We start from the raw sequence: 17,296 nt of genomic DNA, 5'->3' as shown, positions 1-17,296 counted from the left end.
ATACATTTTAATATTCAGAAAAGACAATAAATCATATGAAGGAGCTGTAGCGTCATGACAACAGGTTTCAGGCCGCCAGCGGTGCCGCTTGTAACGGTCGACCCGTATTTTAGCGTATGGTCAACAGCCGATCATCTCTATGAAGAACACACTCGGCACTGGACCAACAAAACTCAAGGCATGGTAGGCATGGCAGTGATCGATGGGAAAGTCAGAAGATTTATGGGGAAAATGGATTCACTCGATCGTTCTGCAGATGTAGAGGAAAATGCCCCACTTGTACAGACGAATCTGACAGTCGAACCTGTGACAACTCGTTACACGTTTGAAGGAGAAGGCATTGAGCTTCGGGTTGAATTTACCACGCCGCTACTACTGGATGATCTTGAGGTCTTATCCAGACCCGTGACGTATGTTACATTTCTTGCTCGTGCGATCGATGGCCTAGAACACCAATTGAAGATTTATTTTGACGTAACAGGAGAATGGTGTGTGAACACACCAGAGCAGCAAGTGACCTGGTCTTCTTCTGTAATCAACCAACAATTGCATGCATTGACTATGGGAACGGTTGAACAGCCCATTTTGAAGCTTGCTGGCGATGATACAAGGATAGACTGGGGATATATGTATCTGGCGGTCCCCCTGTCCCCCCAAAGCCAATCGGTTGTTCACTCGGTATCAGGTCGTGAACAATATGCTCGAACTGGGGAATTGAAAGTAGAGGAGGATGACCATAAGCCAAGGACAGTATCTGATAATATGCCTGTCATGGCAACCGAGATGGATATGGGTCTCGTCCATGAAGAAACGGTTTCCGGTTATCTGATGTTAGCATATGATGACATTCACTCGATTGAATATTTTCATCAGCCATTGAACGCCTATTGGAGAAAAGATGGAATGACCTTTCATGACATGCTAATTATGGCAGCACAACAGTATGAAGAGATTAGGAAGAGATGCGACAGCTTTAATCGTGAACTCCTGCAGGAAAGTCAGGAGGCAGGCGGCGCTTCTTATCGAGACATTCTGGCGCTCACTTATCGTCAAGCCATTGCTGCGCATAAGCTGGTTGTTAATGAAGCGGGCGAAGTCTTATTTTTCTCCAAGGAAAACTTCAGCAATGGCTGCATTGCCACGGTGGATGTAAGCTACCCGTCGATTCCGCTGTTTCTGAAATATAATCCTGAATTGGTCAAAGGCATGATGCGTCCCATCTATAAATATGCCAAGAGCAGTGAGTGGTCGTTTGATTTTGCGCCCCATGACGTCGGGACTTACCCCAAAGCGAACGGGCAAGTATACGGGGAGAACAAGTTGGAGTACCAGATGCCGATCGAAGAATGTGGCAACATGCTTTTAATGGCGGCGGCGGTTAGCAAATATGAGAAGCATGCTGAATTTGCCCGTGAGCATTGGGAGCTTCTGACGAAATGGGCGTCTTATCTGCTGCAGCATGGTCTGGATCCGGACAATCAGCTGTGCACCGATGACTTCGCAGGCCATCTAGCACATAACGCCAATCTTTCCATCAAAGCGATATTGGGCATTGCTGCCTACGCATATATGTGTGATCTGCTCGAGATGCAGAAAGAAGGAGCCGTATACCGCAAAGCGGCTGCAAAGATGGCAAAGGAGTGGGTGTCCATGGCGGATGCCGATGATCACTATAAGCTGACGTTTGACAGCTCCAACGAATCATGGAGCATGAAGTACAATTTGGTGTGGGATCGTCTGTTAGGCTTCAATCTGTTCCCAAAAGAAATTGCTGTGAAAGAACTCAATTATTATGCACGTCAACAAAATCGATATGGAACGCCTCTGGATAGCCGGGATACGTATACCAAATCCGATTGGCTTGTATGGTGTGCCTCCATGAGCGAAACACAAGAACAGTTTGAACAAATGATTTTGCCAATTTGGCAATTCATGAATGAGACAACAAGTCGTGTGCCAGTAACCGACTGGTACGATACCCTAACCGGTAAACAGCTGAACTTTCAGAATCGATCCGTTGTTGGGGGATTTTTTATTTATCTGTTAATATAATTCCATTTTCACAGACCTACGCTCTCTCAAGGTAAAGTTAAAAAGGATTGACGTATCCTCATCTGGGAACTAATGTAATAATGTAATGAACCGGAATCCCCGAGGAGGCATTATGAAATTACGTTCCCTTTCTTTTTTGTGGAAGCTATTGTTATTCTCTATTGTCATAGGAACTCTCCCGGTAATTGTTCTTGGTACCTTTTCCTACTATAATTCCTCCTTGACCGTCCAGGAAAAGGTGAATGAAGGCAATAAATTGCTGCTGCAGCAAACGCAGATGGGTGTAGAGCAAATGCTGAGAACCGTAGATAACTCGGCGACGCAGTTCTTGCAGTCTCCGATCGTTAGACAGGCATTCAGCAAGCCGATTACAAATGAGGATTTCGAAATGGTTCATGAGCTGTATAAAGGTATTGCTACGATTCAAACGTACGAGCTGGGGATTAAGGAGATCTATTTGTACAGTTTGAACAAGAAATGGCTGGTCACAAGTACCGGTGTGAATGAATACAGCACCCCTGAATTCAAGTCACAACTCGAAATGTTTTCTCGTGAACAGACCGGATCTTTCTGGAGCAGAGGGCAGGATAATCTGCCGGATTCGTCGGAGTCTGTCTATTTCGTCAAAAAATATCCCTTTAACGCTGCGAATCCCAAAGGCCTGATTAGTGTAGCGCTATCTCCTGACGTGATAAGGAGAACGTTATCCGTTCAAAACGGGAAAATGGCAAACGCTTTCATATTGGATCGCGATTTAAAGCTTATTCATCGAAGTGATGAAGGTGCGTCACCAGGAAGCAACATGTCGGGGGAGTCCTATCTTCAACAGCTTCAAGAAACCGAATCCACCACCGGGCAGTACATATCCAAGCATGAGGGGGAGACGGTAACCGTCACCTATCGTAAATCTTCCTACAATGGATGGGTGTATGTTTCGGTAGCCTCTAACGAACAAGTGAACCAACAGAATCAGATCATTGGCTGGATTACCTTACTCGTTTGCTTTTTGATATTGTTAATTACTCTAATTCTGGCGTGGTTTGGTTCGAAGAGAATGTACAGCCCGATTCGATCCATCTATTCAACCCTTGCAGCTGTAGCCTCCCCGCAAGCAGGTAGGGAGCAAGCTGCGGGAGAACTGCAAGTTATTGGAGAACGGGTAAATGATCTGATCCGCAATCATTCTGTTGTTATGAACGAGCTCCAGGGTCAACAATCACAACTGAAAGAGTTTTTCATGCATAAATTGTTGAAGGGTGAGATTGGTCATACCGATTTCGAAGAGAAATTGGGACTGTATGGCGTTCATCAGACATGGTCGTCCATGAGCCTGCTGGCGATCCAGATGGATACCCTTATAGGGACCCGCTATGAAGAGAGGAATCGGGACTTATTATTGTTTGCAATTAGTAATATGGTCGGTGAACTGATACCAAGTGATAACAGGTTGGTACCGGTGGTGACTACTGATTACCAAGTTACCCTGATCGGCTCATCCAACGAGGGTGCAGAGCTTAAGGAAGAGTTGTTCATGTTATCTGTGGACGTCCAGAAGGCAATTGCCAAATATCTCGGGATCCGGGTTAGTATCGGAATCAGCCGCCCATTTCACTTTTTTGACCAGGCAAGGAATGCACTGCATGAAGCTATGACATCACTGAAATTTAGTGTGGGACTTGGGCAAGAGTCGATTCTGTTTATAGAGGACGTGCAGCCTCAGAAAAATGATCCGGGCAGGTTTCCACATAACCGAGAGCAGGCGCTGTTCGATGCCATACGAGCAGGAGATCTGGCCCAATCCGAGATCGAATTGGAGCATTTTATGGAGGAACTGTTTCCTGCTCGAACACCATTTCAGCACTATCATTTATCACTCTTGAGGCTGCTGGTTAATTTTCTCAAATTCGGTCATGAGCTTTCTATTCCAATGGAAGGCATTGAGGGAGATGAGTCCGCTTTAATTGATACATTATTTAAGCTGCGGAACGTTACGGAGATGAAGTCCTGGTTTTGGACATTATTTGTTGTGCCATACGCCAAGGAACTGGAGCATCGCCGTGAAACGCAGTTTAAACATATATCGGAAGCCATTGTCGACATGATTCAACGGGAATTCGATTCGGAGTTAACCTTGGAAAGTTGCTCAGCTCGAATCAATTATCACCCTCATTATGTGAGCCGGGTATTTCGACAGGAGACGGGGGTAAACTTCGGAGAGTACCTGACAATGTACCGGATGGATATGGCCAAGAAATGGCTTAAGGAGACGGATATGAGAATTGCTGAAATTGCAGAGCGTCTGCAGTACAATAACTCGGCCAATTTTATTCGCTCCTTCCGAAAAATTGCAGGAACGACTCCCGGAAAGTACAGGGAAGAACAATGACTTGCTGCCATACTTCTCTTAGACAAAATTAGCCCCTAGGTCATGAGATAAAAATCATCGTCCTGGGGGCTATTTATGAATTGATGAGATGATATCCGATATTACTTATTCGCAGATTTGGCGTAATCTGCATTAATCTCTTCAATGATCTTGCTTCCGCCACCTTGCAGCCACTTATCTACCGCCTGATTCCAATCCTCTTCGCTGGCGGTACCCATAATGTATTTGACTGTGGCATCCTGTATGATTTTATTGAGTTCATTGCCGAGCTCAATGGCGGTATTAGAGATATAAGGAGAGGCTGGATTCTGAATGGCAAAATTGGCGTTGTCTTTGAATAATTCTGTGCTGAGCTTCTCCAGTTCGGTACCGAAGTTCTCCACCTGATCCTGCAATATCATAAACTGGTTGCTATCCGTCATTTCTGACCGCAACTTGGGATCCGGGTTTTGCTTGTATTCTCCATTTTCAACGGTGTATTGCTTACCTTCAACGCCATATTTCAAAAGGTTTTGCATGTCCTTCTCCGATACCTTATCGAAGTAAGCAAGAATTTGCTTCAATTCATCTTCCGTTTTGACACTCGTTTTCGGAATCATGTACATTCCCAAATAACCTGTGCCTGCCCGCGTGGCGTCTCCGTTCGGGCCAGAGATCCGGTTAATCAGATCGATTTTGGCATCGGGAGCGACCTTCTTGATATTTTCTTCAATATTTTTTCCATCGACCATGTTGTCAATCCACAATCCTGCCTTACCTTTATACATCACCGATCGACCGTCCTGAACGAGCGCAAAATCCTGATTGATAAGCTTCTCATCATATAGTTTCTTGTAAAACTTCAAGGTATCCATATACGCAGGGGTCATGTGAGCCGGGATTAACTGTCCGTCTTTCAGTTCCCATTCATTTGGGCCTCCCAGATAGACCAAGATGTCTTTGAATCCAGCGATATTATTTCCCTGCATCCCTACCGCAAGACCGACGGTATCCTGTCTGCCGTTTTGATCCGGATCTTTTGTGGCAAACGCTTTCAAAACGTCATAAAGTTCATCCACATTTTTCGGAGCTTCCAAACCCAGATTGTTCAGCCAATCCTGTCGAATCATCAGACCGAAACGGGCAATATCCCGTTCGCGATACAGGCCATAGATTTTGTTGTCAATGGATGAGTTGCTTAATACAACATCAGACATCTTGCTCAGATTTGGATAACTGTCGAGATAAGGTCCCAATTCCCAGAACATGCCTGACCGGGCAGCATTGATGATAAAAGAAGCTTTTGGCTCCAAAGCAACGAACGTTTTGGGCAGCTCGCCGGAGGCAACGGTAGCACTTAATTTATCCGTGTAGGAAGAGGAAGGGACCCAGGACACGGTTAGATCCGTGTTCGTTTTCTCCTCAAGCAAAGTCAAAATGGAGCTGCTCGCATTCATCTGTTCGGCACTGTATGTTGGCAGCATCATGGTCAAGGAGAGAGTGCCTTGTGCACCGCCCGTACCTGTAGCCTCGTTGGAATTGTTACTGGCACATGCTGTTATCATTAAGCTTAATGAAGCGATGAGAGCTCCAGTGCGAATCAACGACTTCCGATATGATTTCTTCATATTAAAATCCCCCTAATCGTGATTTCATGATTTAAGTTACGATCAGCCTTTCACAGAACCAAGTAATACGCCTTTGGCGAAATGCTTTTGCAAAAATGGATACACGAGCAGGATCGGTAGAGTGGATACAACAATGACAGCCATCTTGATGGATTGCTCCGGCGGGGAAACATAGTCTGATTCCATTGCCGTGGAGTCTCCAATTCCGCCAGAAGCCAAAATAACGAACTGCCTTAATAGCACTTGAATTGGCCATTTGGTGTTATCGTTAATATAGAGCACAGCACTAAAGTAAGTATTCCAATGCCCTACTGCGTAAAACAGGGAGAAGGTAGCGATTGCCGGCATGGAAAGAGGCAGCACGATGCGAAAAAATACGCTTAAATCATTGCATCCATCAATCTTGGCCGACTCTTCCAAGCTCTCGGGAAGCTGCTGAAAGAAATTGCGGATAATGATCAAGTTAAAAGCACTTATGGCTCCAGGTATAAGCAAGGACCAGTACGTGTTGATCATACCTAACTGTTTGACCACAAGAAACGTTGGAATCATGCCGCCACTGAATAACATTGTAAAAACGATCAGCATGAGAATCGGTTTACGGAAGTCCATGTCCCTTCGAGCCAATGGATAGGCCATTAAACAGGTCAAAAATATGTTGATCAGCGTGCCGAACACGGTAATGTAGATGGTAACAAGCAAGCTTTTGACAAGAGTGGGGGTTGAGAAGATGTACTTGTATGCATCCAGTGTAAACTCTGTTGGAAATAAAATGAACCCACGTAATAATAATTCCTTCTGAGTGGCGAAGGAGCCGGCAATAACATATACGAAGGGGAGTACCGTGAGCAGAGCAAATACAGTCAACAATGTTATGTTCAGTACATCGAAAATTCGACTTCCCACGCTAGGTTTGATAGGCATTCCATGATGAGCTCCTTCCTTAATAAATTCCTTCCTCACCGAACCTCTTGGCCAGATGATTGGCTACAACCACGAGCACCAATCCAATTAGAGATTTGAACAAACCGACTGCAGTACTGAAGCTGTATTGCCCTTGGCTAATCCCCACGGAGTATACGTAAGTATCAAATACTTCCCCGACTTCACGGTTCATGGCGTTAAGCATTAGGAAGATCTGTTCGAAACCGGTATCCAGGAAGTTCCCTAGACGAAGAATCAACAGAATGATGATGGTGCTGCGAATGGCAGGCAAGGTAATATGCCAGAGCTGGCGAAGCCTGTTCGCTCCATCCATCCGCGCTGCTTCATACAACTGTGGATCGACCCCTGAAAGCGCGGCAAGAAAAATGATCGTTCCCCAGCCAGTTTCTTTCCAGATCACCTCAGCAGTAACGATAGTTCGAAACCACTCATTGCTCGCCAGAAAATTAATCTTATCCCAGCCAAAGTACACCAGGAGATCATTGACGATACCGCCTTCTGTAGTTAAGAAAATGTAAGCAATCCCCACGACAACTACCCATGACATAAAATGCGGAATATACACCAGTGTCTGAATGGTTCGCTTAAACAAGTGGTGGCGAAGTTCATTTAGCATGAGTGCAATAACGATGGGTAAAGGGAAGAAAAACAGAATGTTGAGCATGGCAAGCATGAGCGTATTCCGGAAAAGAACGATAAAGTTGGGATCATTAAATAAGCGTTCAAAATGTTTGAGCCCTACAAAAGGGCTATCCCAGAAGCCAAGGAATGGCTGGTAATCCTTGAAGGCGATGAGTATTCCATACATCGGCCAGTACTTAAATAAAAGAAAGTACAGCAGGCCGGGCAGAAGCATGAAGTACAACCATCGATTTCTAACCAATCTGCCTAATAATGTCGGTGCTCTGGAGGCGGGGAACATAAGTGTTGTAGCTTTTGTATTTCTTTGCATCTGACTTCATTCCTTTCCTCAAGGGTTCATATGGGATGTAAGCATAGCTGTATCATAGTGGAGGGATGAAATTACCGTCGATAGTCCTTGATTGTGGAGATGGTGCTTAGAGTGCGGAATAGCGAGCTGTTACAGCGAGTAGTCATCCGTTGCACCGGTATTCATTACTTGCTTTTTGCCCTGTAAACAGCGATATAGCGCCATCAGGAAGCACATGTCTATAAAGAGACAACAAAAAAGGAACCCGCAAAAACGGGCTCCTGATCTATCTCGTCATTCTTTAGGATTTGGAGGGTTGTCCGATCAACAATGGCAATCACTGAATATTGTCCATAGAGAAAGTACGAATTCATACAAAAAATAAAACGAAAACCCGAGCAGAAGTATGCCTGCTGCAATGGAAACCCAATGGATCATTCTCCGGCTCATCACTTTTCGTGTAATAGAAACCAGAGAGACCAGACCCAGGTCGTGGAGCAGAATACCGCACAGCACACCACAAGCCGCAATAGCGAAGCTTTCCTTACCGGCTGAACGATAGGAATCAGACAGCACGGCTCCGAATACGGAAACCCAAAAGATCAGATTACCTGGGGAGATGGCTACAAGCAGGCCTTTAAGGTACGTTTTCCAAAATGATTTCTTCACCTTCTCGTCGGCTGGTGTAATATCCTGGTCTGCATTTCGAATTGAATCATAGCCGAGATAGGCAAGAAAACCGGCTCCAACAAGCCAGAGAGGAATCTGGACATAAGGCAGGGAAAGGATGGAGGCGAATCCAAAATACATTGCAAGGATCAGTGTTGCATCTAGTGTCATTCCACCCAAACCAACAGCCCAGCCGTGAATGAAGCCATTCTTCAAGCCCTGTTTGGTCATCTCTACGGTGATTGCTCCGACTGGCATGGCGATAGCTAGTCCAATCAGAACATATTTGATATACAGTTCCATGTCCATTATTATTTCCCTTTCCTGAATCCGGTTAATGAGACGCTCCTCCTAATATCTGCAGAGTACAGCTTATTCGAAGGAGGCCTCTTTTAGGACAAGGAGGGGTAAACTTCTATTCCTGAATCTTCTCCACTTGAAGAGCACGAAGAAAAGGACAACGAGAAGGGGAGGTATCATCATCTCTAAGAAAGTACTGCTTATATTCGAGATTCCCCTGCGATCCATATTGTTTTAATTCAGGATGAGCGGGGACAGCATCGTATTCGGCAAGTCGTTCACGAATCTTGGGGCCAATGGCAGCAGCTTTCTTGGGGTGAGCATTCCACTGTTCAAGTACCCAGCGAGGTGTCATAGCGAGCATAAAATAAGGGAAACTTCTGCTCTGCCTGTTGGTGTGAGCAGGGGTCCCGCAATAGACGAAATAACGCTCATCGTCATAACAAAACTCCCATAAGGGATTCTCCGGGTTCTCCGGTATATCTTCCGGCCATGGCGTTACATCCAAATCACTGACCTGGCTTAACAGCTCCCAAAAAAACGCTTCATACTCCAAAACCGTTCTCATCGTATCCCTTAATTCAAGAAATAGAATCAGTGAAGAATATTCACCAAAAGAACGCGATGCCCGGCCGTATTCCGAAATGATCTCAGCGAGTTTACGATCAGCGGGTTGGTGATCTGAGCCAGAAACAAAACCATACCGGAGATGCCCCATGGCGAAAGCCTGCGTCGCCGGAATACAAGGGAAACGTGCTTCCCGATCACTCATTTTGGAGGCAAACAAGCGGTAGGCATCCTTTTTCCATTCTTCCAGAGGAGCATCGTCGTTCTCCAGTTCAGAATGTTGATACAAAAGCGACATGAACAGTCCTCCTTTTACCTATAGGATATCGTCCAGAGGCAAAATGGTGACTGTCCCATATCACTTCGATATGATAGGCAAGTGAATATCATTCAGTAATTTAGAAGGCGCCCACCGTCATGCCATTGACCGTACATTTTGTTATCTCGTGTGTGTGTAATGAATTTATCCAATCTGTGATTAAACGCTGCGGGTTGATTCTTAACGCTCTGGATCGTGTCGATGCGTACTCTTGTATATAAAGCGGGAAAAGCCATGAAGTTCTCATAAGTCTGTGTATCCTCTTTAAGCCTGATCTCAATATCCTCTGGAATTTGAAAAGAATCGATTTCCATGTTCGGCAGCACGCGTCTTCCTTCATCTCTCATGAATCCCAGCTTTTCAAGACGTCTTACCCGTTCTTTATTCAATTCAGTCCAGGAACTGTTATGGCTTCGGGGTGACAGTCTCTGTGCAAGCTCTGCATTAGAAATTTTCTTCTTCAGCCCATCAATCCAACCAAAGCAAAGGGATTCTTCCACGACGTCCAAATAAAATAGCGTACCCGGCTTTGGAGTCATGCTTACAATAACCCAGCAGGAAGTTTCAGTTCTGCAGTTGGTCTGCAACCACAATCTTAAGTCTTCTCTTGAGTTTACAAAGAGTAAATTCTGAATTTCCATTGTTCGACTGCTCCAATCCTGATGATCCTGATTCGTTGTTGTTTTAATTGGACTGTACGGGTTGTTGATACCAATACAGACAATAGTCGTTCATGGTGGATGCATGCCCCATTTGACGCAGCATTGTAGATACATTGCCCCTGTGGTAGGTGCCGTGATTCACCACATGCAGCAGCATGTTGGACAACGTTGTTTCGCAGATGCCGGCGTATGGATTATCAAGTATGATCGTTTGCTCCAAATCGGTTTGACGCTGTATCCATTCATTGTACCGTTCTGCCAATTCGGCATAGGTGTCCATGTACTCTTCGACGGTAAGGAATGTTTTTTCATTTAATGCCATGCACTCTTGCAGCGCTTCACGCATTGCCATACCTGATAAAACGAGATACCACATCTGATCGACTGCGTAGATATGGCTTAGGGCATGGGCAATGGTGGGGAAAGAGCTGTTCAATTCCTGACTTAGTACAGATGAGGGCAATTCCTTGATTCTGCCCAGGATCGTTTGGTTGGCCCACGTGTGGTAATTCAGCATCTCCATTGAAACATTTGTCATTTAAAATATCTCCTTTTGTAATACAATGATTTTTGTTTTTGAATCTGTTGTGATTATAAAAAAAGAAGTATGACAACAGAGTGTCATACTTCTTCGTATAGCAGGATTGCTTGTTGCAGTTGTTCTTTCAAAATCCCTCGAAGTTCTCGCGGCTTCATCACTTCGACTCCACTGCCCAATCCCAGCAGAAATGATCGAAGCCATCTTGCCTGTAGGGGTTGGTAAACGGAAATTTGCATGGTCATGCTTCCGTCCTCGTTAAATTGCTTCTCTGCCTGATGAAAATGGTCCAGCGCTTCAGCTAGTACCTCAGGTGCAACCCGAAAGACAACGTCACTTATCTGATTTTGCCATTCCTCGTTTCGCAAAGAACGCTCTTTTGGCACCTCACTATGGGGTAGGAATGAGTCTTGGGTCAGCGAAAGATTCATCATTCGAGATAGACGAAATTCCCGGTAATCCTGACGTACTCGACAGAATCCATATACGTACCAATTTCGATATTTAAAATAAAGCATCACGGGTTCCAACTCACGGGTTGTGCGTTCATTCCGGTTGTTAATGTAATCGAAGCGGACAACGATATGCTTCGTGATCCCCGACCGTAGCTCGCGAAGCGTATAATGATCCGTACGGTGAGTTTCCAAGTCAACCGCCAGGGTCGGAGGTTGTTGCTCAGAGCCAACCGTTTGCAGTCTTTCAATCGTGCCCTGTGCACGCTCATCCTCAAATACAGTGGAGAGACTGCGCAGAACCGTAATCAGTGACTGAACATCGTACGACCCGAGCAGGCTTTTGTCCATCTTGTATCCGTCCATCATGCCATACCCGCCGTTCATTCCCTGATAGGAAACCACAGGAAAGCCGGCGGCACAGATCACGTCGATGTCCCGATATATGGTTCTTGGGGATACCTGAAACTCTTCGGCCAGCATGGAAGCAGAGACAACTTCGTTGTTCAGCAGTTTATAGATCATAGAGATTAATCGTTCCAATTTCATGAGTAAGGACCGCCTTGTCCACCGTTTTTATTCATTATCATTGGTCGTTATTATATCACAAGTGATTGCTTATCAATAATAAAACAATAAAAATCAATAATTATTTATTGTAAAACGATAAATGATGTGATAAATTTAAATCACTTAAAACAAGTGAGGTGCTTTTTGTGAAACGAGGTTCAACAATCTTTTTGAAAATGGCTGTTCTGCTTATTGGGCTTCCCGTTCTGGCGTTGTGCATCTTCGGCATACCTTGGTTAGCGAATCATCCGGTGAATCCGATTTATGCCGGTTCGCTATATCCTATTGTGATCATTATGTATATCTCTGTCATACCGTTTATCATTGCGCTGTTCCAGTCATTCCGTCTTCTGAGCTATATCGATAAGAACGAAGCCTTTTCTTCATTCTCAGTCAGATCTTTAAAAATCATAAAATATTGTGCTATTGTAATTAGTAGCCTATATTTCGTGATGCTGCCGTTCGTTTTTCTTGTAGCAGATAAAGATGATGCTCCAGGGCTTATTATTGTCGGAATGGTTCCCATCTTTGCTTCGCTGGTCATTGCAGTGTTTTCCGCTGTTCTCCAAAGACTTTTACAGCAAGCCATTGATATTAAATCCGAAAATGACCTAGTGGTTTGAGGTGAAGACATGGCTATTATAATCAATATTGATGTGATGCTGGCTAAGCGGAAAATGACAGTTACCGAACTTGCGGAGAGAGTTGAAATCACGATCGCCAATATTTCCATATTGAAGAACGGGAAGGCGAAAGCGATACGTTTGTCCACATTGGAGGCAATCTGCAAAGCGCTGGATTGTCAGCCGGGAGATCTTTTAGAATATAGAGCGGACGAAGACGAAGACGGCATTGAGTAGTCTTGACATACGCTGCCTAATACCAGTTACTTTCAGGAACATTATTTAAGACTGAAGTAAATATGTCAGTAAAGATTTGTTTATATTTGGGGATAGAACAATTGAATAAATCTTCTCATAGATAAGTCAGCAAAAACGAACTTATTCCTGTTAGGGAGTAAGTTCGTTTTTGGTTTCTAATGAATGAGTTCAAACCATTGAGCCAATCATGATTACATCTCCTTATTGGTTGGAGGAGTGGTATAGCTGATCCTCTGCAGTGGCTGTCTGTAGAGACAAACGCCAAAAGAGTCTGTAATGTTTATAATGAAATAAAAATTCAGTGCAGAGAATAGGACATCGTAATTACTTCTTCTCTCTGTTCTTATCTGACAATGAAATAGTGGCTATCCAAGAAGCAATAAAAACGACGATTAATATGGTATTAGACGGTACCGTTTTAACGATGTAATCTTGAACCAGTAGAATAATGATGGATAAGGCTAAGATAGCTCTCATGACTCGAGCTGATGAGCGGTCCGGATCCTTGGAATGTTGGGATATAAGATACATAACATACCACAGCCCAAGAAATAAGAATATAGAATCTGTAATGACCATTGCAAACATGTAAGAAACACCTTTCAAAGAGCGATTTCGCTAAACGATTCGTTCAGATGACTGATTAAAATCAGATGCTTATCGATTCCTTTGTTGAGATTGCTCTTTCTATGGCCAGAGACAAGTGTACATCCTTGAGAGCTTCCGTCAGGGGATAAAAAGAGATATTCTCTCTTACGAAAGCAGACATGCGTGTCAAAATTTCAAACATGGACAGCTCTTCATCGGAAAACGGGGCAGAAGAGAAGGGATTACGGTACAGGCACTCTTGTCCAGCGCGAAGCTCACGAAGGGAGAGCGGTCCCAGACTTCCTTCCATGCCGCTTTGAATTCGGTGGATGGAGTATGTATCATACGCATCGGTACCCAAGCTGATCGTGACTTCGTTATCCCGGATCTCCCCATGGGACCCGCGAATCAGAACCCGGTTTTGCCGGAGTGGCGAAAAGTATTGAGAACGAGTAAAGTCCAGAACAGCACTCTTGCCGTTACGGAAAGACAACATGGCGATCTCTTGAACTTCATTCTCGATTCGATCCTGGACTTGTCGACCCCGGTAAGGTACTTCCTGAATCGGAAGCTCAAAGCGGCGGCCGACAATTTCACAGCTGATATCCGTGAGCGACAGCCAGTTACGTATCAGACTGATCCCGTGATAACCGTGTGCTATCGATGCTTGAACATGATGAACCTGACCCAGTTTCCCTGACTGGATCAGGGACATTCGAGCGAGCTGATGCGGCAGCAGGGGATACTGTTCTGCAATCTGAATCTGACCGTTTTTCTCGGCAAAAGAGGACATTGTCTTGAAGCTTTCTTCATCAAAAGCCGGCGGTGTTTCAACCAAGAGAGGAAGCTGTAATGAAACAAGTTTTTCAAGGACGGCAGGAACGGATGTTTTGGACACAGCAACCAAAAGAAAATCACAATGACGGGCCATTTCATACGATGACTCGTAAAGGGTGACGTCCCAACGTTTGGCAGCCTCCACATATTTGGCTGGATTACGTACAACTACGCCGCTGATATTGAATATATGGGGGAGCTGCTTCGCGATCCTTAGATAAGCTTCTGCTCTCCAGCCGAATCCTATAATTCCAAAGCGAATTGGTTTACTCAAAAAAATCCCCTCACTTCTCATGCTTCTTCTAAAAGAATTATGTATGTGTATTCCCTGTATTTTCTACTCAAGGATACCACGTAGCTAAGCATTTTCAACGAAAGAATTGGAAAAAGCACGTGTAACACAAATATCTATAAGAATCTGAACGGACATTTAATCCATCTTATTTTCGGAGTTAACCTACACAGCTATATGACAAAAAGCCCTGAATTGTTCGATCTGAACAAATTCAGGACTTTAGATTATCTTAACTGGAGAATGGGACGGATAGTTGTCCAATCGCAGCAGCAGTTTTAACCGGATACAACGCGACTTGATATTGCGGAATGGCTTCAATGCGGCGGAATTCGGCAATCTCGATTCCCTCAAAGCGCTCAATTTGTGCCTGATTGACAAAGGTATGGACCGTTCCTCTGCGCTGCGGCGTTATGGATAAGTGCAATTCAGAGAATTCAAGCTGAGTATAGAATTCTTTTAAACCTATGGACCAGGTCTTGCCGTAAGAAATATGATCCGTTATGAGCCGGCCATTCAGGAACGCTTCGGCCACATCACCTTCATAATCGATCTCAAGCCACACATCATGAACATGTGCCGGCCATTCTCCGGCAAATTGCAGCAAGGCCGATTTGTCCGCTGGTTTCTTCACCAACACCTCTGGTGTATATTCAGGCAGGTCTATTGTATAGGTTGTGAAAAGAGTGGATCCCCCGTTTTGACAATGAACAGTGCTAGAACTTTGGGTTTGCAAATCTTGCTCTGGCTTGGGATACAGCGAAATAGCAATATGGGAAGATCCTGTCGATGTGCAGATAAGCTGATGATTACTGACCGTTACGGGGCAATCGCTGATAACCAGCGTTGGTTGTCCCCATAGTTCAAAGGTGTATGCTTTTTGCGCTTCTTCTCTGGAAAGCAGCACAAAACGTACGGAATTTCCATCTGTGGTTAGGAAGTTAACTGAATTATTTTTGTCCACGCTTGGTTGAATCACATAATATGATCCGTGGTCCAATATTACACTTCCGCTGCACTGCACATCCTTTAGATTCGTTTTGGAAACGACGTATTCCGGTGTCATTCCTTCATGTGCATAGAAGAAAACCGTTTTGTCTTGATTTGTATCGATCATGGTGAGCAGTGGAGCCGTTGCGCTAAGTAGGGACACGCCATGAAGTTCCAGATTAAACGGCAGCATCAATCCGATTCCTTCAGGAAGCTCAAGTTCACCTTCAGCAGGGAAGGCAACGCTGCCTTTGGATGTTTCCAATTCGATTCGTATTTTACGGCGGGGCAGGTCGACCTGGTCCTGAAAATTATTCAGGAAAACAAAGCCTGAGCCGTCTTGATGTCTGACACACCAGCGTAATGTCTCAGTATCGGTCGGATCGATGGCAGACTGTCCCTCTGGGAGAACCGTTTTCATCGGAGCAAGGAGCGATCCGAAAGACTCAAGAAACAAGGAGATGGCGCGGATGCGGTCATAGGATGCACCGACTCTGCCGAATTCACCCAAGGGAGACTGGTAGTCATACGTAATTTTCGGCAGGAACTGCTCATTGAGGTAACTCTTCTTGCCGACGGGGTTGGAGCCGCCGTGATACATGTAATAACCCAGCAGATTGCTGCCGCTGGCCAGTTTGACAAGGGTCATGGCCTCGATGCTGTTTGCCGGAACGAATGGCCTCACATTATAACTGACCTGCATACCGCCAGCCATTTCACAATACGCAACGGGATATTCGGGCGTATCGAAATGAACGGGCTCTGCCGGAGTAATATGAAGATCACGATACACAAATTCCTTGCTTGGAGGCTGGTCAGGCAGCCAGGACGTATAAGCATAACCTGCAAGCATGGGCAAAAAGCCTTCCTCGGGAACGGCAGCTCCGCCCCAAGCGGTAGCCGTGAAGAACAGAGGACGAATGCCTGCATCCTCGGCAATGCAGCGCAGCTCGGCCAGATGAGCTGTACCTCCGGTTCCCGAGGACAGAAACTTACCGGTCTTGTAACCCCAGGCATCATTCGGTGCTCCGGCGTGCATGAATTCATTTTCCAACTGCACGGCTATCACGGGTCCTCCGTCCTGATACAGGCTTCCTTTCATTTGACTAGCGATTTCCCGATACAGTCTGCGTGTCAGCTTCAGATATCCGGGATCATTGGAGCGGATCTCAATAGGCTTGGAAACTACCCAATCCGGAATTCCTCCATTGCGAACTTCGCCGTGGCAGAATGGACCGATACGAAGGATGAGGGGCTGATCCAGTTTGGCACACAGATCGATGAAATGGCGCAGGTTCCGATTTCCACCCCATTCAAAAATCCCTTCTTCTTCCTCATGGAAATTCCAAAATACATATGTGGCGACGATGTGAATTCCACCGGCCTTCATTTTCAGCAGTTCTTCTTCCCAGTACAAGTATGAAAACCTGGAGAAGTGAAATTCACCTACGATCGGGATGAAGGGCTCACCGTTACGAGTCATATAATAATTGGTAAATCCAAAGGCATCTCCTTTGGGATTAGCTCCACCATGCATGCCCAATTTTCCCGGATGGATTTTTTTACAGTCTGCATCTATCAATGATAATTTTGAAATGTGGCTCATTGCTGGGAGGACCTCCTTGTGATATGTTCTTTACGATGAATTCTACTGTGTTCAAAAATAAAAGAAATATCGATACAGCTACATTTTATATGGAATAGATCATA

Annotated in this window: 14 protein-coding genes; 4 read left to right on the top strand and 10 right to left on the bottom strand. The window is 45.0% G+C overall.

Annotated elements, in window-relative coordinates; all coding sequences use genetic code 11:
- Window positions 1-54 precede the first annotated feature (54 nt).
- Together CHI14_RS04595 and CHI14_RS04590 are read left to right on the top strand one after the other, a co-directional pair.
- A complete protein-coding gene (locus CHI14_RS04595) occupies window positions 55-2,052 on the top strand; it encodes a glutaminase family protein (protein WP_095287241.1) in 1,998 nt (665 codons plus the stop codon).
- A 112-nt stretch (window positions 2,053-2,164) separates the two neighbouring features.
- The gene (locus CHI14_RS04590) at window positions 2,165-4,438 is read left to right on the top strand and encodes a helix-turn-helix domain-containing protein (RefSeq protein WP_095287240.1); all 2,274 of its coding nucleotides are present in this window, start codon (window positions 2,165-2,167) and stop codon (window positions 4,436-4,438) included.
- A gap of 101 nt (window positions 4,439-4,539) precedes the next feature.
- On the opposite strand, the gene CHI14_RS04585 is transcribed toward CHI14_RS04590, so the two are convergent.
- From CHI14_RS04585 to CHI14_RS04550, 8 genes are all read right to left on the bottom strand, one after another.
- Window positions 4,540-6,045: an extracellular solute-binding protein gene (locus tag CHI14_RS04585; protein ID WP_095287239.1), complete on the bottom strand. Its 1,506-nt coding sequence runs from the start codon at window positions 6,043-6,045 to the stop codon at window positions 4,540-4,542.
- A 42-nt stretch (window positions 6,046-6,087) separates the two neighbouring features.
- Window positions 6,088-6,969 carry a carbohydrate ABC transporter permease gene (locus CHI14_RS04580; protein WP_095287743.1) on the bottom strand — a complete coding sequence of 294 codons (882 nt, stop codon included), beginning with the start codon at window positions 6,967-6,969 and terminating at the stop codon, window positions 6,088-6,090.
- Window positions 6,970-6,988: 19 nt separating this feature from the next.
- Window positions 6,989-7,912, bottom strand: a complete 924-nt coding sequence (locus CHI14_RS04575) for an ABC transporter permease (RefSeq protein WP_095287742.1) — start codon at window positions 7,910-7,912, stop codon at window positions 6,989-6,991.
- Window positions 7,913-8,245: 333 nt separating this feature from the next.
- Entirely contained in the window at window positions 8,246-8,893 is a 648-nt protein-coding gene (locus CHI14_RS04570) for a LysE family translocator (RefSeq protein WP_095287741.1), read from the bottom strand.
- A gap of 112 nt (window positions 8,894-9,005) precedes the next feature.
- The gene (locus CHI14_RS04565; protein ID WP_095287238.1) at window positions 9,006-9,755 is read right to left on the bottom strand and encodes a YqcI/YcgG family protein; all 750 of its coding nucleotides are present in this window, start codon (window positions 9,753-9,755) and stop codon (window positions 9,006-9,008) included.
- Between the two features lie 92 nt (window positions 9,756-9,847).
- On the bottom strand, window positions 9,848-10,417 hold the full coding sequence (locus CHI14_RS04560) for a YdeI/OmpD-associated family protein (RefSeq protein WP_095287237.1): 570 nt from the start codon (window positions 10,415-10,417) through the stop codon (window positions 9,848-9,850).
- A gap of 43 nt (window positions 10,418-10,460) precedes the next feature.
- A complete protein-coding gene (locus CHI14_RS04555; RefSeq protein ID WP_095287236.1) occupies window positions 10,461-10,976 on the bottom strand; it encodes a DinB family protein in 516 nt (171 codons plus the stop codon).
- An 83-nt stretch (window positions 10,977-11,059) separates the two neighbouring features.
- Window positions 11,060-11,977 (bottom strand): helix-turn-helix transcriptional regulator, encoded by a 918-nt coding sequence (locus tag CHI14_RS04550; RefSeq protein WP_095287235.1) that lies wholly within the window; start codon window positions 11,975-11,977, stop codon window positions 11,060-11,062.
- A 167-nt stretch (window positions 11,978-12,144) separates the two neighbouring features.
- Here CHI14_RS04550 and CHI14_RS04545 point away from each other — a divergent pair, with 167 nt between their 5' ends.
- Together CHI14_RS04545 and CHI14_RS04540 are read left to right on the top strand one after the other, a co-directional pair.
- Window positions 12,145-12,621: a DUF2975 domain-containing protein gene (locus CHI14_RS04545; protein ID WP_095287234.1), complete on the top strand. Its 477-nt coding sequence runs from the start codon at window positions 12,145-12,147 to the stop codon at window positions 12,619-12,621.
- A gap of 9 nt (window positions 12,622-12,630) precedes the next feature.
- On the top strand, window positions 12,631-12,858 hold the full coding sequence (locus tag CHI14_RS04540) for a helix-turn-helix domain-containing protein (protein WP_095287233.1): 228 nt from the start codon (window positions 12,631-12,633) through the stop codon (window positions 12,856-12,858).
- Between the two features lie 670 nt (window positions 12,859-13,528).
- On the opposite strand, the gene CHI14_RS04530 is transcribed toward CHI14_RS04540, so the two are convergent.
- Both CHI14_RS04530 and CHI14_RS04525 read right to left on the bottom strand, forming a co-directional pair.
- Complete coding sequence (locus tag CHI14_RS04530) at window positions 13,529-14,578, bottom strand: Gfo/Idh/MocA family protein (RefSeq protein WP_170948018.1); 1,050 nt, start codon at window positions 14,576-14,578, stop codon at window positions 13,529-13,531.
- Window positions 14,579-14,828: 250 nt separating this feature from the next.
- Window positions 14,829-17,192, bottom strand: a complete 2,364-nt coding sequence (locus CHI14_RS04525; RefSeq protein WP_095287230.1) for a beta-galactosidase — start codon at window positions 17,190-17,192, stop codon at window positions 14,829-14,831.
- Window positions 17,193-17,296: the final 104 nt, after the last annotated feature.

The sequence above is a fragment of the Paenibacillus sp. 7516 genome (assembly GCF_002272715.1).
Taxonomy (GTDB): Bacteria; Bacillota; Bacilli; order Paenibacillales; family Paenibacillaceae; genus Paenibacillus; species Paenibacillus illinoisensis_A.
This window is presented reverse-complemented; position numbering and strand designations above follow the sequence as displayed.